The sequence below is a fragment of the Phenylobacterium soli genome (assembly GCF_003254475.1).
Taxonomy (GTDB): domain Bacteria; phylum Pseudomonadota; class Alphaproteobacteria; order Caulobacterales; family Caulobacteraceae; genus Phenylobacterium; species Phenylobacterium soli.
Map to the genome: position 1 here is coordinate 1929967 of NZ_QFYQ01000001.1, position 18748 is coordinate 1948714.

Below are 18748 nucleotides of genomic sequence, written 5' to 3' on the forward strand. Positions count from 1 at the left end.
CGTAGTCCGAAAGCCGCCAATCGCCCACCATCTGTGTCCGAAAACCGCGAGACTTCTCGCGGAGTGAGGCGCACCTTCGCGCCATGGACATGGATTTCGAAGCCTGCCGCCGCGCCTTCCAGACCCGGGACGCCCGTTTCGACGGCCGCGTCTTCGGGGCCGTGAAGACTACCGGCATCTACTGTCGCCCGATCTGCCCGGCGCGTACGCCCAAGGCGGAGAACATGACCTTCTATCCGAGCGCGGCGGCGGCGCAGGAGGCGGGCTACCGGCCCTGCCTGCGCTGCCGGCCGGAAGCCTCGCCGGACCTCGGAGCCTGGCGCGGGACCTCCAACACCGTCTCGCGGGCCCTGGCGCTAATCGAGGGCGGGGCGCTGGACGGCGGCGACGTCGACGCGCTCGCCGCCCGACTCGGCGTGGGCGAGCGCCAGCTGCGCCGCCTGTTCCGCCAGCACCTCGGCGCAGCCCCGATCACCGTCGCCCAGACGCGGCGGGTGCTGCTCGCCAAGCAGCTCATCCAGGAGACCCGCCTGCCGATGGCCGAGGTGGCGCTCGCCTCCGGCTTCGGCAGCGTGCGGCGCTTCAACGAGACCTTCCAGCAACTCTTCGGACGGCCGCCGGGCGCGCTGCGCCGACTGGCGGGAGAGGCGAGCGCCGAGACCGCGGGCGTGACCGTGAAGCTGCCCTACCGCGCGCCCTACGACTGGGACGCGATCATCGGCTTCCTGACGGCGCGGGCGATCCCCGGCGTCGAGACGGTGAGCGCCCGGCGCTATGCGCGGACTCTGTCCGTAGAGGGCGCCACAGGCCTTGTCGTGGTCGCCCCGGGCGAGGGCGACTTCCTGGTGGCGGAGATCCGCTTCCCGAAGCTGAAGGCCCTGCCGGCGGTGATCGCCCGCGTCCGCCGGGTCTTCGACCTCACGGCGGATCCGCACCGGATCGGCGCGCACCTGTCGCAGGACGAGGCCCTGGCGCCGCTGGTCGCGGCGCGACCGGGCCTCAGGGCGCCGGGCGCCTGGGACGGCTTCGAGATGGCGGTGCGCGCCATCCTCGGCCAGCAGATCACGGTCACGGCGGCGCGCAATCTCGCGGCCAAGCTGGTGGCGACCTATGGCGAGCCGATCGAGGACGCCGCGGCGGCCAAGCTCGGCCTGACGCGCGTCTTCCCGACGCCGGAGCGCTTGGTCGGGCAGGACATCGCGGCGCTCGGCATGCCGCGGGCGCGCGGCGCCGCGCTGGAGGCGCTGGCCAGCACCGTGGCGGCCGATCCGGCGATCTTCACGCCGCGCGCGGACCTCGAGAGCGCGATCCAGGCGCTCTCATCCTTGCCGGGCGTCGGCGAGTGGACCGCGCAGTACATCGCCCTGCGCGAGCTCCGCGAACCGGACGCCTTCCCCCATGCCGACATCGGCCTCCTGCGGGCCATGGCCGCCCCCGACGGGACACGCCCCACGCCGGACGCCCTGCTGGCCCGCAGCCAGGCCTGGCGCCCCTGGCGGGCCTATGCGGCGCAACACCTGTGGGCGGCCGACGCCGCCGAACCCGAAACCAAGAGGACCAAGACCCATGACCGACATGCGGCCTGAGCGACTGACGCTCGAACGTCTCGCCACTCCGATCGGCGAGGCGCTGGTGGTGACCGACGAGGCCGGGCGCCTGCGGGCGTTCAACTGGCGCGACTACGAGGCCAGGATGCTGGCCTGGATCGGCCGCCACTATCCGAAGACGCCCCTGGCCGAGGGGCGCTGCGCCGGGCCGGTGCGCCAGGCGTTGCTTGCCTACTTCGCCGGCGACGCTTCAGCCCTGGACGGGGTGGCGTGGGTGGCGTCGGGGACGCCGTTCCAGCTGAAGGTGTGGGAGACGCTCTGCACGATCCCGCGCGGCGAGACCCTGAGCTACGCCCAGCTCGCCGAACGGATCGGCAGGCCGACGGCGGTGCGTGCGGTCGGCCTGGCCAACGGAGCCAATCCGATCAGCCTGGTCGTGCCCTGCCACCGGGTGATCGGGGCCGACGGGTCGCTGACCGGCTATGGCGGGGGCCTTCCCCGCAAGCGCTGGCTGCTGGCCCACGAGGGCGCCAGCTTCAAGGAGCAGATGGCGGCCTAGGTTCGACCCAGGCCGCCTTGAAGAACCCTACTTCAGGAGTGACAGCGGGGCTTGGTCGCGCTCGTCGGCTTCCATCTCGGCCATGGCGCGCACGAGATCGAGCACCTTGCGGCGCAGGCCCGGGCGACGGACCTTCGGGAAGGTGGCGGCCAGCTCCATGCCTTCCGGCGTCAGCAGGAATTCCTGGGCGTTGGCGCCCATGAATCCGCGGGCGGCGTCGTTGGCCTCGTCCTCGAGGCCTTCGTAGAAGTAGGCCACGTTGGTCTTCAGGGCGCGGGCGATCTCCCAGAGCTTGGAAGCGGACACGCGGTTGGCGCCGCGCTCGTACTTCTGAACCTGCTGGAAGGTCAGGCCGAGGGCTTCGGCCAGGCGCTCCTGGCTGATGCCGAGCGCCTTGCGGCGCATGCGGATGTGAAGGCCCACATGGCGATCGACGGGATGCGGACCGGCGCCGGCCTCGTCACCGCCCATCGGCGTCGAGAGGCTGGAGATGAAATCCTTATGCGAGGTGCCAGTCATCGAAACACGCGCTCCAAGTCTGCAATTCGGCCGAAGCGGGTGGCCCGTGGGCGGGCTCTCTGGTCGCCGTTATTCGGCCGCCGAATGAGCTGTGGATAAGGCCAAGGGGGCGCGAGGTTGAAGGCGCGTCATACTCAATTTGGGGTTTAGGTCCGAGGTTGCGTCGGTCCGCCGCACCCGGCCCTCGTGGGCCCTGACGGGGCGTCAGGCGACGCCTTGCAGGGGAGGCGATTGGCGGTCCCACTCGGCAAGCACGCCCAGCTGCGCGAAGCCGGAGAACATGCGCTGCAGGTCGCTGAAGTTCTCGGTCAGGATCTTCATGGACTCCGGCCGCGCCAGCACCTCGGCCGGCACCACGAAGCCCTTGGCCCCGCGTTCGCAGAGATCCTGGGCCGCCAGCTCGGCCGCGTAGCGGCGCACCGTCTCCTGCGGCGCCGACAGGCGCCCGGCGATCTCGGCGATGCGCACCGGCCGGCGCCTGCCGTCGTCGGCGAGGCCGGGGCGGGACTCGGTGGACAGGTGCTCGGTGTTGGCCCGCAGGATGGCGAACCAGATCACCCCGGCCACAAGGCCCCCGAACTGCGCCGTGGTGTTGTCGATCAGCCGCAGCATGAAGTCCGAGGCGATGCGGATGACGGCGCGCACAGGCGGTTCGCCGGCGGCGGCGTCCCACCGGACCCGATCGGCCGGGGCGATCATCTCGTCCATCAGCCCCAAGTCGCGCAACCGCAGGTAAAGGGCGTGGATCTGCTGCCAGATGGCCATCAGCGCCATGACATGCCGCGGCGAGGCCAGCTCGCGGGTGGGCACGATCACCCCGCTCTCGCCGATGTCGCAGGCGCCCTCGCGGGCGAGCCTCATGATCCGCCGGCGCGTCGTCTCGTAGGGCAGGCGCAGCGAGTGGGCGATGGCGTTGATGCTGACGGGCCGCCTCAGCTCGTCGGGCGGGGGCTCGTCGGCGCCGCCGTAGGCCCGCTGCAGGTCCCGATCGCGGATCAGCGGCGCCACGTTGGCCTGCACCACGGCGAGCAGGATGAGCGCGTCCATGAAGTCGCGATCCTCACGCCCGACCATCGAGGCGTCGAGGATGCAGGGGATGGTCAGCAGCGTGACTAGGCTGACCGTGTCGAATGAGGGTTGCGCGGCGGTCATTCGCTTCCTCGTCCGCCAAGACGCCGGCGGACCCGTTGGTTTCAGCTTAACCTTACGCTCGGCCGGCCGACCGCGGCGAAGCGCCGCGCCCAGGCGCGCAATCCTCCGGCTCAAAGAACGGTTCCCACGATCGCATGGCGCGAGCGCTCAGCGGCCGCGCGGCGCTCGCCGAGCGCGCCCCGACATCATCGAGATCGATGACAATCACTGGGTGTAATGCGCGTCAGAACGGGCGTACCAAGAATTCAAAAGTCTGCTTCATTTCAGAGGCGGAAAGGCATACCCGACAAACTGCACGGAAATTGAATATCGGGTATTCAGAATAGATCAGCACAACTTCTGATCGATGCGTAAGTTATCACTGATAAATCACTGTTGACGCAGCGTGTGCTCGTGCCTCAGCTTCCATTCCGAAGCGTAAAAACAAAAAGCGCTCGTATTAGTCTGGGGAGGCAGACCTAATGAATTGGAAGGGACACCTTTTGGCGTCCGGCGCCGTCGCGGCTGCGTTCATGGGCGCCACCGCCCACGCGCAGACGCGTTCGCAGAGCAACGTGATCGAGGAGCTGGTCGTCACGGCCGAAAAGCGTGAACAGAGTCTGCAGGACGTGCCGGTGGCGATTTCCGCCTTCACGTCGGAGAAGCGGGACCTGCTCGGCGTCAACACGATCACCGATCTGACGAACTTCACGCCTGGCCTGGAATACAACGCCCAGAACGACCGCAACACGCTGCGCGGCGTCGGGCGCAACACCAACGTCCACGCCGCCGAAGGCTCGGTGGCCCAGTACTCCGACGGGATCTACACCTCGTCGACGACGGAAGCGGGCAAGACGCCGCTCTTCGTCGACCGGATCGAGGTGCTGCGGGGGCCGCAGGGCACCCTCTACGGCCGCAACTCGATCGGCGGCGCCATCAACATCATCTCGAAGCGCCCGACCGAGGACTGGTACGCCGAGGCCCGCGCCCAGTACCAGAACTACAACATGAGCGTCCTGGAGGGTGCGGTCTCGGGGCCGACCCTCATTCCGGGGGTGCAGTTCCGCTTCGGCGCCAACTGGACCAAGCAGACGGAAGGGTGGTTCAAGAACACCGTTCCGGGCATGCCGGACGAAGGCAACATCATCGACACGAAGTACGTCGAAGGTCAGCTGAAGTTCAAATTCAACGACCACCTCGACGGCTGGATGAAGCTGGCCTGGCAGGACTGGCACAACGACGGCGGCGGACCGGGTTCGCGCAACAGCTGGACCCCGTTCCAGTTTCCGACCTACGAGGCGGTCACCGCGGGCCTCGTGCCGACGGCCGGCTACGCCTGCCGGACGGGCACCGGCGTCACCAACATCCAGGTCCCGGCCGGGATGACCCTGGCGCAGGCGTGCCACAACGGCGCGCTCGACGGCGCCCACAAGTTCACCAGCGACGTGCCCTATCAGGTGAAGCTCACGGGCACGATGATCTTCGCCAGCGAGTTCACCTACCACTTCGACAAGTTCGATGTGAAATACGTGGGCGGCGGCACCCACTACCACTACTTCCTGACGGGCCCGACGCCGGTCGACCAGGCGCCGATCCTCTCCTACACCCTGCCGCGGGTCCTCCCGCCGGGCGCCATTCCGGGGACGACCACGACCACGGTCATTCCGGGCGCTGGTCCGACGGTGCGGCCGAGGTATGCGTTCAACTACCAGGAGCAGGAAAACTGGTACAGCCACGAGCTGAACATCGCTTCGACTGACGATGGTCCGCTGCAGTGGATCGGCGGTCTCTACTACTACGACGAAGACTACAACCAGCCGGTCTATACCACGCTGGTGGATGCGCAGGGGCTCGGGCTCAACCTGAGCAACGCCGTGTGCACCAACACCGGCGGTCTGTGCCCCGCCTTGCCGGGCAACAACCGGATCTACGACGACCGGCCGCACCTGGAGATCACCTCCAAAGCGGTGTTCGGCCAGATCGACTGGAAGTTCGCGCCGCAGTTCAAGACCACCCTCGGCCTGCGCTACACCGAGGACCACAAGTTCGGTCAGGAATCGCTGCGGCTGCTCTGCTACGACGTCCAGGCCTGCGGTGTTTCGCCCGAGCTGCTTGGCCAGAACTTCTACATCGACCTGACCCAGCGGGGCGCCGGCGTCGTCAGCTACGGCACCGCCGGAAGCCTGCCGCCCGGCGTCTCCTCGACCACCACGGTCGATCCGGCGAACGGCTTCGCGACGCGCCACTACGACAACAAGTGGTCGTCGACGACCGGCACCGCCGGCATCCAGTGGGATCCCGAGCCCGGCACCATGGCCTACGCCCGCTACTCGCGCGGCTACAAGGCCGGTGGCTTCCGGATCGGTATCGACACCACGATCGGGGCCTCGCCGAACACCAACCCGGAGCATGCCGACGCGTTCGAGATCGGCTTGAAGAAGGACTTCGGCCGGACCTTCCAGGCCAACATCGCGGCCTTCTACTACAAGTACAAGAACGCGCAGATCCCGATCACCATCGCCGAGACCTCGGGCGGCGTGGCTCAGGCCAACTCCATCTTCTACAACATCCCGGAGGCCGTTTCTCAGGGCATCGAGCTGGAGTCGATCTGGCAACCGATCGACCACCTGCAGATCCTGTTCAACTACTCCTACCTGGACGCCCACGTGACCAAGGCGCTGGGCGTCGTCGACAAGGCCGATCCGACGGCGCTCGCGCCGGGGGCGAAGCCGATTACGCCGCTGGCGGCCTGCACGACCAACCCGGTGGGCGCGCCGTCGAGCTGTGACGTCTTCACCGGCTACACTCAGCGTGGCCAGGACCTGTCCGGCAACAACCTGCCGAACGCGCCGAAGAACAAGCTCGCGGTCAACGTGAACTACACCGTCGAGATGAACGCCGGCTCGTTGATCGGCTCGCTGAACTACGTCTGGCGGGACAAGCAGTACGGCTCGATCTTCAACAGGTCGTACTACCAGTCGCCCTCCTACGATCAGTGGGATGCGCGCCTGAGCTGGAAGGACCGGGACAACCGGTACACCGTGATCGCCTTCGTGAAGAACATCTTCAACGACGTCGGTTACGAAGGCGGCGCGGACGCCAACCGCCGCGCCGGCTTCATCCAGGGCTACACCCTGGGTCAGACGGGTGCGACCGGCGGCGCTCGGGTGCCGGTGGTCGAGGGTGTCGCGAGCACCTATCCGATCACCCCGCCGAGGACCTACGGCATCGAGCTGCAGTATCGCTTCTTCTAGGATCTGCTGATCACGGCGAAGGCGCTCCGCATCTGCGGGGCGCCTTTTCCTTTGCTGCCTTTCGGCCTTGCTGTGGCGGCGCGCGAGGCTCTAGCTAGGCCCATGCGGCTGCTCATCGCCGAAGACGATCCGATGCTCGGTCGGGGCCTCAAGCGGGCGCTCCAGGGGGCGGGCTACACCGTCGACCTGGTGGTGACCGGCGACGAGGCGATGGCCGCCACGCGGGTCCAGAGCTATGCGCTCGTCCTGCTGGACCTGGGCCTGCCCAACGCCAGCGGGCTGGACGCCCTGAAGGCCTTGCGCAGCCGGCGCGACGCCACACCGGTGATCATCGTCACCGCGCGAGACCGGCCGGAGCAGAAGGTGGAGGGGCTGGACGCCGGGGCCGACGATTATGTGGTGAAGCCGTTCGACCTCGAGGAACTGCTGGCCCGCATCCGCGCCCACATCCGGCGCAGAGAGCAGCGCACCAGCGACGCGCTGCAGGCCCACGGCGTTCGTGTCGATCTCGCCGCGCGCACCGTCACGCTTCAGGGGGCCGCCGTTCAGGTCACGGCCAAGGAGTTCAAGGTGCTCGCCGCGCTGATGCGCCGGATGGGCCAGTTCGTCTCGAAAGAGGAGCTCGAGGGCGCGCTCTACGACGACACCACCGAGGTGGAGAGCAACACCATCGAGACCGCAGTCTATGGCCTGCGCCGCAAGCTCGGCAGCGGCCTCATCGTGACCGCCCGCGGTCTCGGCTACACGATCCCGAAGGGCGCATGAGCCGCCGCCCCCTCCAACGTCCCACCTCGCTCCTCGCGGCGCTGTTCGGTCGGGTGGGCGTGCTGCTGCTGGTCATCGTGACGGTAGTCGGGCTTCTCGCCTTCCTCACCGCCCAGCGGCGGATCAACGAGATCTATGACGGCCAGCTGATCATCGGCGCCAACGTGCTGCGCGCCCTGATGTCGGAGGAGCTTAAGGAGGCGCCCTCGCCGGGCGCCCTGTCCGAACTGGAGGTGGACGACGCCGCCCTGCTCAGTCCCGAGGATCGCCAGGCCTTCGACAATTACGCGGACTGGCGGATGTTCCGCATCTGGCGCGGCGCAAAGCTCGTGATGCGCTCCGACACCGGGCCGCCGGTCACTGCGCCGCCGGCGGAAAACGGCTTCGGGGAGATCGACGGACCTCAGGACCGCTGGCGCGTTTACACCCTGCACGTCCCGGCCAAGAAGGTGACCGTGCAGATCGGCGAGCGGTCCGACATCCGCCTCGTGCTGGTGCAGGGGATCGCGCTCGGCCTTGCCGTGCCCCTGCTGCTGCTCGTGCCAACCGCCGGGGTCCTGATCTGGCTCTCCCTGAGCGACGGCCTTCGCGCGCTGCGCACCCTCATCGCCGAGATCGGCCGCCGCACCATGCGCGACCTCTCGCCCCTGTCGCTCGACGCCTGGCCGCGGGACCTCCATCCTCTGGTCCGCTCCATCAATCGCCTGTTCGAACGCATCGACCGCGCGGTCCAGAACGAGCGCCGGTTCGTCGACGACGCCGCCCATCAGCTGCGCACGCCGCTGGCCGCCGTGAAGCTCCAGGCCCAGCTGATCGCCAGTGAGGCCGATCCCGCCGAGCGCCAGCTGATGACGCAGCAACTGGTCGAGAGCGTCGACCGGGCCGCGGCCATGACCGACGGCCTGCTGACGCTCGCGAGACTGGGGGCGCAGGGCTCGGCGGCCGGCTCCGGCGACCTGCGGGACGAGACAGTGGCGGCGATCGCCGATCTCGCGCCCCTGGCCGCGCGCCGGCAGGTCGAGCTGTCGTTCGACGGCGAGGGGGCGTTCCCCGGCGGCGATGCGGTGCTCATGCGGCTGATCGCCGCCAACCTGATCGAGAATGCGATCAACCATGCGCCGGAAGGCTCGGAGGTGGCGGTGGTCCTGTCCCGCGGCGAGGGGCGTCTGCGCCTGAGCGTCGCCGATCGCGGCCCCGGCATCCCGCCCGCCGAGCGTGCCCGCGTCCTGGAGCGTTTCTACCGCGGCCCCGGCGCGGCGGCGAACGGGTCGGGCCTGGGTCTGTCGATCGTCAACGAGGCCGTGCGCCTGCTCGCTGGGCGCCTGGAGTTGCGCGATCGCGAGGACGGCGATCCCGGGTTGTGGGTGGTCGTCGACCTGCCGGCGCGGAAAGTGGAAGCCGCCTAGTTTTTGGGCGGATCCCATCAGTTTGGCATCAGCTTGAGCATCTAAGGCCCGTCCTCGGGGGAGAGGACGGCGTCGTTCAATGCATGTGTTCTGTGATTTCGACGGGACGATCTCGGTCGTCGACACGACGGATCGCGTCCTGAGCCGGCTGGCTGCGCCGGAATGGGAGCAGCTGGAAGGCGACTGGGTCGCCGGGCGCATCGATGCGGCGGCCTGCATGCGCGGCCAGGTGGCCTTGATCGGCGGCTCGGACGCGGAGCTGGACGCGGTGCTCGACGAGATCGAGCTCGACCCGGGCTTCTGCGCCTTCGCCGCCTGGTGCGCCGACCACGACCTGCCCCTGACCATCATCAGCGACGGCGTCGACCATTTCATTCGGCGGATCCTCGGCCGCCACGGCCTGGGCGACCTGCCCATCGTCTCCAACGAACTGGCGGGCGAGGCGGGGGCTCGCCGCCTCGAGCAGCCGCACCGCCGCGAGGGCTGCGCCGCCGGCTCCGGGGTCTGCAAGTGCGAGGCGGCCGCCCTGCGCGCCGCGCCCTCCGACACCCTGGTCTACGTCGGCGACGGCCGTTCCGACTTCTGCGTCTCGCAACGCGCCGACCTCCTCTTCGCCAAGGACAAGCTGGCCGACTACGCCGCCGGCCGCGGCCAGCCGCACCACGTCTACGAAACCTTCCACGACATCACCGCGATGCTGGCGCCGCTTCTCGCGGCGCGGCGCGCGACTGCGCTCTAAGGAGTATCCGCATGTATGACGCCATCCCGGCCCTCGATGAGGCCGAGCTGCGCCGCCTGGAGACCGAGTACTGCTCCTACGGGGACACGGTGCACTACCTGCCGGATCCCAAGTTCTTCACCGGCTGCGAAGGCTCGTACATGTACGACGCCGAGGGCCGCGAGTTCCTCGACCTGCAGATGTGGTACTCGGCGGTCAACTTCGGATACCGCAACCCGCGCCTGAACGCCGTGGCGGCCCGTCAGCTCGACACCCTGCCGCAGGTCGCGTCGCAGTACCTGCACCGCGAGAAGGTCGAGCTCGCGGCTATGATTGCCCAGGACGCCCAGAAGAAGTTCGGCAATAAGGGGCGCGTGCACTTCAACGTCGGCGGCGCGCAGGCGGTCGAGGACAGCCTCAAGATCGTGCGCAACGCCACCAGCGGGAAGAGCCTGATGTTCGCCTTCGAGGGCGGCTATCACGGCCGGACGCTCGGCGCCTCGGCGATCACCTCGTCCTACCGCTACCGCCGCCGCTACGGCCACTTCGGCGAGCGGGCCCAGTTCATCGAGTTCCCCTACCACTTCCGCGGCCCCAAGGGCATGAGCAAGGAGGAGTACGGCTCCTACTGCGTCCAGAAGTTCGAGCGGCTGTTCGAGACCGAGTACAACGGCGTCCTCGACACCAAGACCGGCCAGGCGGAGTTCGCCGCCTTCTACGTGGAGCCGATCCAGGGCACCGGCGGCTACGTCGTCCCCCCGAAGAACTTCTTCATCGAGCTGAAGAAGGTGCTCGACCGCTACGGCATCCTGCTCGTGGTCGACGAGATCCAGATGGGCTTCTTCCGGACCGGCAAGCTCTGGTCCATCGAGCACTTCGGCGTCGAGCCGGACGTGCTGGTCTTCGGCAAGGCCCTGACCAACGGCCTCAACCCGCTCTCCGGCCTCTGGGCCAAGGAAGAGCTGATCAACCCGACCCTCTTCCCGCCGGGCTCCACCCACTCGACCTTCAACTCCAACCCGATGGGCACCTCGGTGGGGCTAGAGGTGATGCGGATGCTCGCTGAGGACGACTACGAGCGCTCCGTCGCCGAGAAGGGCGCCTACTTCCTGGACGGCCTCAAGGACCTCCAGAAGCGCTGGCCGCAGATCGGCGACGTCGATGGCCTGGGCCTCGCCCTCCGCGCCGAGATCTGCGAGGCGGACGGCTGGACGCCCAACAAAGCCCTGCTCGACCAGATGGCCGAGGAAGGCATGAAGGGCGATCTCGACGCCGGCAACGGCAAGTCGTGCGGCCTGATCCTCGACGTCGGCGGCTACTACAAGAACGTCATCACCCTCGCGCCGTCGCTGCACATCACCAAGGACGAGATCGACCTCGGCATCCGCCTGATCGACCAGCTCCTGAGGCGCTGCGCCGGCTGATCCGATGCGTCCGGCGATCCTACAGCTCGACGACAGCCTCGCGCGGCAGGGCAGCCTGGAGCGGGCCGTACTGGCGCGTGGCGGACGTGTCATGAGCGCCCGCGATCTCGGGCCTGCGCTGCGGCTGTGGACCCGTCGCGGGACGCTGGGCGAGCTGAGGGGGCGGATCCTGGACGGGCTCCCGGCCCGCGGCGAGGCCGAGGTCGTGTTCGCCGGCTCGGGCGATTTCCATCACGTCACGCCGCTGCTCCTGGAGCGCGCCGTGGCCATGGCCGGCGAGCCGGTCACCGTGCTGCACTTCGACAATCACCCGGACTGGGTGCGCTTCGCCCAGGGCCTGCACTGCGGCTCGTGGGTGGGGCAGGCGGCGCGGATGGACGGCGTGGACCGTGTCGTGACGGTCGGCGTCTGCAGTCCCGACATCGGGCGCAGGAAGGCGCACGAGGGCGACCTCGAACTCATCTGGGAGAACAAGCTCGACGTCTTCGCCTGGACGGCGCCGGACGGGCGCGCGGAGGTGACGCTGGAAGGCCGATCCTGGCCGACCATCGAGTCCCTCGGCGAGGCCGCCTTCCTCGACCGGCTGGACGCAGCGATCGCCACGCGCTCCGTCTATGTGACCCTCGACAAGGACGTGCTCCGGGCGGAGGACGCCGTCACCAACTGGGACCAGGGCCGCGCCAGCCTGGAGTTCGTGGCGGCTGCGGTGCGCAGCGTCTCGCGCGGGCGGCGCATCGTCGGCGCAGACGTGGTCGGCGACTGGTCCAAGCCAGACTATGGCCTGGGGCTCGGCGGCCTGATGAAGCGGGGCGAGGCGATGCTCGACCAGCCCTGGTCGCGGCCACGTCCGGACGAGGCCGACCGGCTCAACGAGGCGGTGAACCTGCGGCTGCTCGAGGTCTTCACGGAGCTTCGCCGATGACCGCCGAGAAGCTCGTTCCGGCGGCGCTGGGTCTGCTCGGTTTCTGCATCGCGGCCGAGACGGTCCAGCAGCTCAGCTTCAAGGTCGGCAACGGCCGGGCCGAGAGCCGGCCGGGATTCGTGCGCGCCATTCTCACCCAGCCGCTGATCTGGACGGGCATCCTCCTCTGGATCGTCGAGAGCATCGCCTGGGTGCTGGTGCTGCAGAAGAGCCCGCTGTCCATGGCCTATCCGGTCATGACCCTCACCTACGCGACAGTGCCGCTCGCGGGGCTCGTCCTGCTGCGCGAGCGGATGAGCCGGCGCCAGATGGCCGGCGCCGCCCTGATCTTTGCGGGCGTCCTGCTGGTCGGGGTGTCGGGCGCATGAGCCGGTTCAAGCTGCCCACCCGCGACCTCACGTTCCGGCTCGACGGCGGCCAGGGCAAGGCGGTGCTGTGCGTGCACGGGATGACCGGCGCGCCGGGTGAGATGAAGTTCCTGGCCAAGCGCCTTCACAAGCGCGGCTTCTCGGTGGCCGCGCCCCTGCTCGCCGGCCACGGCGTCGACGAGGCCACCCTGCTCCGGACGCGCTGGACGGACTGGCTGGGTTCGGTGCGGGAAGCCTACCATACCCTCAAGCGCGACCACGACGAGGTCGCCATCGCGGGAATCTGCGTCGGCGGCGCGCTCGGCCTGGCGCTCGCCGCCGAGGAGCCGTCGGTCGCTGGCGTAGCGGTCTATTCGATGACCTACCGCTACGACGGCTGGAACATGAAGCACTGGTACTCGGCGATCGCGCCGTTCGCCGAGCCGTTCGCAGGCCTGCCGCTGGTGCGGCGCATGAGCTTCGTCGAGCCCTATCCCTTCGGCCTCAAGGACGAGCGGCTGCGCGACGGCATGACCGCCGCCCAGGGGGCGGTGATCCCGGGCGCGCTCGATCGCGTGCCGCTGGGCGCCATGGCGGAGATGCACCGCCTGGCCGCGCATCTCGACCGGGTGGGCCCGCAGATCCGCCAGCCCGTCCTCATCCTGCACGCGCAGGACGACGACATGAGTCACCCGCGCAATGCCTACCGCCTTCAGGAGACGCTGGGCGGTAGCCGGGTCGAACTGCACCTGCTCGACGACTGCTACCACATGATCCACGTCGACCGGCAAAGGGACCTTGTGGGCGACCTCACCGCCGACTTCTTCGGCGCGCCGCGCGCCGCAGTCCGGCCGCGCGTTTCGGAGGCGGCGAATGCCTGAAGCGCGCGTGGTCCGCTCCGTCGATGAGATCGGCCGCGAAGCCTGGGACGCCTGCTTCCCCGGCGCGCTGGAGGGCTACGATTACCTGGCCGCGGTCGAGGCCGCAGGGCTCGACGGCTTCGACTGGCGCTACGCGGTGGCGGAAGAGGGCGGGCGCGTGCTCGCCGCCGCGCCGGGCTTCTTCACCGACTATTCGCTCGACACGACGCTCACCGACCTTGGCCGCCGACTGGTGGCTGCGACGCGCAGGATCGCTCCGCGGGCCTTCACGGTCCGCATGGCCTGCCTCGGCTCGCCCTGCACGGAAGACGCGGGGCTCGGCTTCGCACCCGACGTTCCGGCGGAGCGTCGCTCTGAACTCCTGCGGGTCCTGCTCGAGGGCTTCGAGACGGCCGCGGCCCAGGCGGGTTGCTGGCTGCTGGCCGTCAAGGACGCGCCGGAGGGGCAGCGCGAGGCCTGGGCGAGCGCCGCGCGAGCGATCGGCTACCAGCAGACGCCGGGCATGCCCACCGCGGTCCTGCCGATCGATTTCGCCGACCTCGACGGCTATCTGGCCCGGCTCAGCCACGCCACCCGCAAGGACATGCGGCGCAAGCTGAAGGTCCTCGACCGGCTTCGCATCGAGGTGGTGAGCGACCTTGCCGGTCTCGAGCCGCGAATCCTCGACCTCTACCGCCAGACCCGCGAGCGTTCGGACCTGCAGTTCGAGGACCTCACCGCGGCCTATTTCGCGGGCGTCCTCGCGCGGATGGGCGAGCGGGCCCTGTGCGTCCTCTACTGGGCGGGGGACGAGCTGATCGGCTTCAACCTGCTGCTCCAGGACGGCGAGACCCTGCTCGACAAATTCTTCTGCATGGAGAGCGCCCGTGGGCCGGCGCTCAACCTCTACTTCGTGAGCTGGTTCACGAACGTCCGGCTGTGCCTGGAGCGCGGCCTCAAGCGTTATCAGAGCGGCCAGGCGGCCTACGAGAACAAGCTCCGGCTGGGCAGCCGCCTGATCGGCGCCGACATGTACTTCCGTCACCGCCGGCCGCTGGTGAACCGGGCCCTGCAATGGGCCGCGCCGCTGCTCGCCGACGATCCCGCGCCGCAGAGGGGCGCCGCATGACCAGCGCAGCCCTGCACCGCGCCCGCGCCGCCCGGCCCCTCGTCTGGCTGGCCATGCCCGTCATGGGCCTGATCAACCAGTACCTGGCGGTCCGCACGGCCCACGCCATGCAGGGCGTGCCGCTCGGTCTCAGCTGGCTGGCGGCGGCGATCCGCTCGCCCTGGGTGCAGACCTGGATCGGCTGCGAGATCGTCACCTTCGCGGCCTGGATGGTGGTGCTCTCCAACCTGTCGCTCAGCGCCGCCTTCCCGATGACAGCGCTCGGCTACGTGCTGGTCATCGGCATGGGCTGGACCGTCCTCGGCGAGCCAGTGACCCTCGCCGAGATCGTGGGCGGCGCGGCGATCCTCGCCGGCGTCTGGCTGCTGGGCGAAGGGGAGGCGGCGGAATGAGGCGCCTCGTCCTCCTCGTCGGCCTGCCGCTCGCGCTCCTCGTCGCGGGGCCCGCTGCGGCCGAAGGCTCGGGTTCCTCCCGCGACTGGACGGTGGATTGGGGCGGCGCGGCGCGCGTCAGGCCCGACCATATCGGATCGAACCACTACCGCGTCGACGCCGTGCCGGTGGTCGAGGCGAGCTATGGCGACCGGCTGACGATCAGCTTCGACGACGGGGTCAAGTTCCGCGCGTTCAACTGGGGGCCGGTCTCCGCCGGACCGCTCGCGGAGTACCGGCAGTCGTTCAACGACGCCCTGCCGCGGGGCGCCTTCCGGATGAGCGACGTCGTCGAGCTCGGCGGCTTCGTCGAGGGGCGCACGCCGATCGGCGTCGCCGAAGCGCGCCTACGCCATGCGGTGGGCGGCTACGACGGCTGGTCGGGCGACCTCTCCTTCTCGACCGGCGCCCCGGTGACGCCGAAGCTGATGCTCGGCGGTCAGGCGCGGCTGTCGTGGGCGGATGCCAATTTCACCCAGGAATACTTCGGCCTGCGCCCGCACGCCGCGACCCGCTTCGGCCTGCCGCGTTTTCTCGACGAGGACTTCGTGACCGTCGGAGGCGAGCTCGATGCGGCCCGTCAGATCACGCCCAAGGTCCGCGTGGTGCTGGCGCTTTCGGCCGACCGCATCGTCGGTCAGCTGCGTCCGAGCCCGATCTTCGACAGCCGCAACATCTTCACCACTTCCCTCGGCCTCACCTACCACTGGTCCTCCGGGACCGCAGGACGTTCCCAATGAAAGCCACCGAAACCGAGCTCCTCGACCTCATCGCCCAGGAAGCCATCATCGACCGCTCCAAGCTGGTCCGCGAAGCCACGCTGGAAGACCTCGGCATCTCTTCGCTCGACCTGATCTCCATGCTCTTCGAGCTCGAGGAGAAGTACGGCGTGGTGATCGAGGAAGGCGACATGCCCCAGATGTCGACCCTCGGGGAGATGGTCGACTTCCTGCTTGGCCGCATCAACGCCGAGGCCACCGCCTGATGACCCGCCGCATCGCCATCACCGGCCTGGGCGCGGTCTCGGCCCTGGGCGTCGGCGCCCACGGCAACTGGGAGGCGGCGCGCGAAGGCCGTTCGGGCATCGCGCCCACCCTGTTCGATGGCGGCCAGTACGGGCCGGACCCGGTGACCTTGCCGGCGGCCCTGACCGCCGACGGTTTCTCTGCCGGCTTCGAGGCGCGCCATGGCCGCAAGGTGTCGGCCACCCTCGACCGCTTCGCCCATCTGGCGCTCTGCGCCGCCGGCGAGGCCCTCGACCAGGCCGGCCTCGTCGACCATCCGGCCCTTGCCCAGCGAACGGCCATCGTGCTCGGCCACGGGCAGGGCGGACAGGAGACCCTGGAGAAGAGCTACGAGCGCTACTTCGGCCTCAAGACCCAGCGCATGCATCCGGCGACCGTGCCGAAGATCATGGTCTCGGGGGCGGTGAGCGCGGTGGCGATGCAGTTCGGCGTCCACGGGCCGGTGTTCGCCGTCTCCTCGGCCTGCGCCTCCTCGGCGCACGCCCTGGTGCAGGGCGCGGGGCTCATCCAGACCGGTCTCGCCGACGTTGCGATCGTCGGCGGCTCCGAGGCGATCGCGACGCCGGGCTGCATGTCCGGCTGGATGGCCATCCAGGCCCTGGCCGGCGAGACCTGCCGGCCCTTCTCGAAGGACCGCGACGGCATGGTCATGGCCGACGGCGGGGCGGTCCTGATCCTCGAGGACTACGCGCACGCCGAGGCGCGCGGGGCCGAGATCCTCGGCGAGTTCCTCGGCGCGGGCATGACCTCGGACGCCTTCCACATCACCCAGCCCTCGCTAGAGGGCACCAGCGGGGCGATGCGCCAGGCGGTGGCCAACGGCGGCCTCGCGAACGCCGAGGAAGTGCTGATCTCGGCGCACGGCACCGGCACGCCGCTCAACGACAAGAACGAGGCGGCCTCCATCCTGGCCGTCTTCGGTGAAGACGCCGGCCGTCACCCGGTCATCGCCACCAAGAGCGCCCATGGGCACCTGATTGGCGGGTCGGCCGCCCTGCAGGCCGTCATCGCGCTCCAGGCGCTCAAGGCCGGCTTTGCCCCGCCGATCCAGAACTTCAGCGAGGCCGATCCCGAATGCGCCGTCGCCCTGGTCACCGGCCAGGCGCGGCCGATCACGGCGCGTCACGCCCTGGTCAACGCCTTCGCGTTCGGCGGCCTCAACGTCTGCATGGCGTTCGCGGCATGACGGGCCAGCGGAGACGAGCCGGCGGGCGGATCTTCCGCTACACGGCGTGGGACGCGATCCCGGCGGCGCTCGTCTATGCGCACCTCGCCGCCCTGGTGGTCTTCTTCCTGGCCTGGCCGCAGCTGTCCTGGGCGGCGCGGCTGGCGGGGGCGGGGCTCTACGCCTTCGCGATCGGCTGGAACCAGGACTCCATCAGCCACAACTTCATCCACAACCCGTTCTTCACCTCGAAGCTGGCGAACCGGATCACCGCCTTCGCCCTGACGCTCGAGAACGGCGTGCCGCAGACGATGTACGCCTACGTCCATATGCGGCACCACGCGGGCAACTCCGACCGGCCGGACGCCGCGGGGGAAACCCGGGACCCGATCTCGATCTACAGGCACGGCCGGGACGGGAAGGCCGAGCCGATGCTGTCCTACGTGTTCATGGGGTTCTGGCGCGACGACGGCCCCTTCGAGGTCGCCCGCCAGATCCGCGCCAAACGGCCAGCCGAGGCAAGGCGCGCCCTGGAGGAGTTCTGGGTGATGATCGCCGTCTATGCGGCGCTGCTGGCGATCCGCTGGGAGTTCATCCTGGTGCTCGCGCCGTTCTATTACCTCGGCCAGTCGCTCTCCTTCCTGATCGCCTATTACGAACACCTCGGCGCAGATCCGGACGAGCCCAGAGCGACGGGGGTTTCGACCTACGAGCCGATCTACAATCTCGTGTTCATGAACAACGGCTACCACGCCGAGCACCACTATCGACCCAAGCAGCACTGGACCCGCATGGCGTCGCTGCGTCGGGAGATGATGGCCGAGACGGACGCGGCCCCGATCCCGGTGATCGGGCCGGCTCATTTCCTGGGCTTCCTCGATCCGCGGACGTGGCGAACGCCCACCGCGGCCAAGGGGCGGCCGGCGGCCGTGCATTAGGGAGGACGAGGATGCGGGGGCGGATCCTCTTGATGGTCGGATTGGCGCTGGCGGCGATGGCCGCCTGCTCGCGCAAGGATTCCATCTACATCGAACCGGGCAAGCGGGACTCCGAGCCGCCGCCCCGCAGCGCGCCTCCCAAGGCGCCGTCCACTGCGCCCGCGGCCAAGCCGCCGCAGACCGGGCCGAAGCCTGCGCAGGCGCCGCGGCCCAAGGGCTGAAGCCCCGCCGGTCGAACATTGCTGAAATTTCATGGAGCGACCCATCGCCGCAACCGGAGGTGTGTCGTATAACGTCGCTCGACGGATTCGAGCTGGCTGAGGGGGGCGGCGATGGCGACATTGACGGGTATCGTCGCATCCGTGGTGGTGCATTCCTCCGCGGCCGCCTTTTCCCATTTCGGCCTGACCCTCGAGCCCCTGCCGGTCGAAAAGCCGACGGTAGGCGCCGAGCGCGTCGTGGCCCGGAGCCATGCGGCCGCCCCGGCGCCGCAGAAGATCGCTGACTGTCCGATCCGGCGGGTGCGTCCCGCCGTCGACGCCAAGGTCTAGGGCCTTCCTCCGGCTGCTGAGACGCAACCGCGCGCCAGGCGTGCGCATGGCGGCTGT

20 protein-coding genes are annotated in these 18748 nt (G+C 69.3%); 18 read left to right on the top strand and 2 right to left on the bottom strand.

Translation table 11 applies throughout. From position 1 onward, the window contains the following. Positions 1 to 83: 83 nt before the first annotated feature. Entirely contained in the window at positions 84 to 1586 is a 1503-nt protein-coding gene (locus tag DJ017_RS09630) for an AlkA N-terminal domain-containing protein (RefSeq protein ID WP_111528517.1), read from the top strand. Next, entirely contained in the window at positions 1576 to 2106 is a 531-nt protein-coding gene (locus tag DJ017_RS09635) for a methylated-DNA--[protein]-cysteine S-methyltransferase (protein ID WP_111530038.1), read from the top strand. Before DJ017_RS09630 ends, DJ017_RS09635 begins: the two co-directional genes overlap by 11 nt. A 27-nt stretch (positions 2107 to 2133) precedes the next feature. Here the strand turns inward: DJ017_RS09635 and DJ017_RS09640 are convergent, their stop codons facing one another. Further along, on the bottom strand, positions 2134 to 2577 hold the full coding sequence (locus tag DJ017_RS09640) for a helix-turn-helix domain-containing protein (protein ID WP_111530039.1): 444 nt from the start codon (positions 2575 to 2577) through the stop codon (positions 2134 to 2136). Between the two features lie 252 nt (positions 2578 to 2829). Then, a complete protein-coding gene (locus tag DJ017_RS09645; protein ID WP_111528518.1) occupies positions 2830 to 3777 on the bottom strand; it encodes a hypothetical protein in 948 nt (315 codons plus the stop codon). A gap of 461 nt (positions 3778 to 4238) precedes the next feature. Between DJ017_RS09645 and DJ017_RS09650 the strand changes: the two genes are divergently transcribed. The 16 genes from DJ017_RS09650 to DJ017_RS09725 all read left to right on the top strand — a co-directional run bounded on the left by DJ017_RS09650 (position 4239) and on the right by DJ017_RS09725 (position 18691). Continuing rightward, positions 4239 to 7010, top strand: coding sequence for a TonB-dependent receptor (locus tag DJ017_RS09650; RefSeq protein WP_111528519.1), 2772 nt, complete (start codon positions 4239 to 4241; stop codon positions 7008 to 7010). 102 nt (positions 7011 to 7112) lie between these two features. Then, positions 7113 to 7775 (top strand): response regulator transcription factor, encoded by a 663-nt coding sequence (locus DJ017_RS09655; protein ID WP_111528520.1) that lies wholly within the window; start codon positions 7113 to 7115, stop codon positions 7773 to 7775. After that, positions 7772 to 9181: an ATP-binding protein gene (locus DJ017_RS09660; RefSeq protein WP_111528521.1), complete on the top strand. Its 1410-nt coding sequence runs from the start codon at positions 7772 to 7774 to the stop codon at positions 9179 to 9181. Before DJ017_RS09655 ends, DJ017_RS09660 begins: the two co-directional genes overlap by 4 nt. A gap of 79 nt (positions 9182 to 9260) precedes the next feature. After that, entirely contained in the window at positions 9261 to 9920 is a 660-nt protein-coding gene (locus DJ017_RS09665; protein WP_111528522.1) for an MtnX-like HAD-IB family phosphatase, read from the top strand. An 11-nt stretch (positions 9921 to 9931) separates the two neighbouring features. Next, positions 9932 to 11323 carry an aspartate aminotransferase family protein gene (locus tag DJ017_RS09670; protein WP_111528523.1) on the top strand — a complete coding sequence of 464 codons (1392 nt, stop codon included), beginning with the start codon at positions 9932 to 9934 and terminating at the stop codon, positions 11321 to 11323. A gap of 4 nt (positions 11324 to 11327) precedes the next feature. After that, a complete protein-coding gene (locus DJ017_RS09675; protein WP_111528524.1) occupies positions 11328 to 12245 on the top strand; it encodes an arginase family protein in 918 nt (305 codons plus the stop codon). After that, entirely contained in the window at positions 12242 to 12613 is a 372-nt protein-coding gene (locus DJ017_RS09680) for a DMT family transporter (RefSeq protein WP_111528525.1), read from the top strand. The genes DJ017_RS09675 and DJ017_RS09680 overlap by 4 nt, the downstream gene beginning before the upstream one ends. Further along, a complete protein-coding gene (locus tag DJ017_RS09685) occupies positions 12610 to 13473 on the top strand; it encodes an alpha/beta hydrolase (protein WP_111528526.1) in 864 nt (287 codons plus the stop codon). The genes DJ017_RS09680 and DJ017_RS09685 overlap by 4 nt, the downstream gene beginning before the upstream one ends. Then, the gene (locus DJ017_RS09690) at positions 13466 to 14581 is read left to right on the top strand and encodes a GNAT family N-acetyltransferase (RefSeq protein WP_111528527.1); all 1116 of its coding nucleotides are present in this window, start codon (positions 13466 to 13468) and stop codon (positions 14579 to 14581) included. Before DJ017_RS09685 ends, DJ017_RS09690 begins: the two co-directional genes overlap by 8 nt. Beyond that, entirely contained in the window at positions 14578 to 14973 is a 396-nt protein-coding gene (locus DJ017_RS09695) for a DMT family transporter (RefSeq protein WP_111528528.1), read from the top strand. Before DJ017_RS09690 ends, DJ017_RS09695 begins: the two co-directional genes overlap by 4 nt. Continuing rightward, positions 14970 to 15752 carry a MipA/OmpV family protein gene (locus DJ017_RS09700; RefSeq protein WP_111528529.1) on the top strand — a complete coding sequence of 261 codons (783 nt, stop codon included), beginning with the start codon at positions 14970 to 14972 and terminating at the stop codon, positions 15750 to 15752. The genes DJ017_RS09695 and DJ017_RS09700 overlap by 4 nt, the downstream gene beginning before the upstream one ends. Beyond that, the gene (locus DJ017_RS09705) at positions 15749 to 15997 is read left to right on the top strand and encodes an acyl carrier protein (protein ID WP_111528530.1); all 249 of its coding nucleotides are present in this window, start codon (positions 15749 to 15751) and stop codon (positions 15995 to 15997) included. The genes DJ017_RS09700 and DJ017_RS09705 overlap by 4 nt, the downstream gene beginning before the upstream one ends. Next, complete coding sequence (locus DJ017_RS09710; protein WP_111528531.1) at positions 15997 to 17223, top strand: beta-ketoacyl-[acyl-carrier-protein] synthase family protein; 1227 nt, start codon at positions 15997 to 15999, stop codon at positions 17221 to 17223. The genes DJ017_RS09705 and DJ017_RS09710 overlap by 1 nt, the downstream gene beginning before the upstream one ends. Then, a complete protein-coding gene (locus tag DJ017_RS09715; protein ID WP_165830586.1) occupies positions 17220 to 18140 on the top strand; it encodes a fatty acid desaturase family protein in 921 nt (306 codons plus the stop codon). The genes DJ017_RS09710 and DJ017_RS09715 overlap by 4 nt, the downstream gene beginning before the upstream one ends. A gap of 11 nt (positions 18141 to 18151) precedes the next feature. Continuing rightward, positions 18152 to 18361, top strand: a complete 210-nt coding sequence (locus DJ017_RS09720) for a hypothetical protein (protein ID WP_133255425.1) — start codon at positions 18152 to 18154, stop codon at positions 18359 to 18361. 111 nt (positions 18362 to 18472) lie between these two features. Further along, entirely contained in the window at positions 18473 to 18691 is a 219-nt protein-coding gene (locus tag DJ017_RS09725; RefSeq protein WP_133255426.1) for a hypothetical protein, read from the top strand. Positions 18692 to 18748 lie beyond the last annotated feature (57 nt).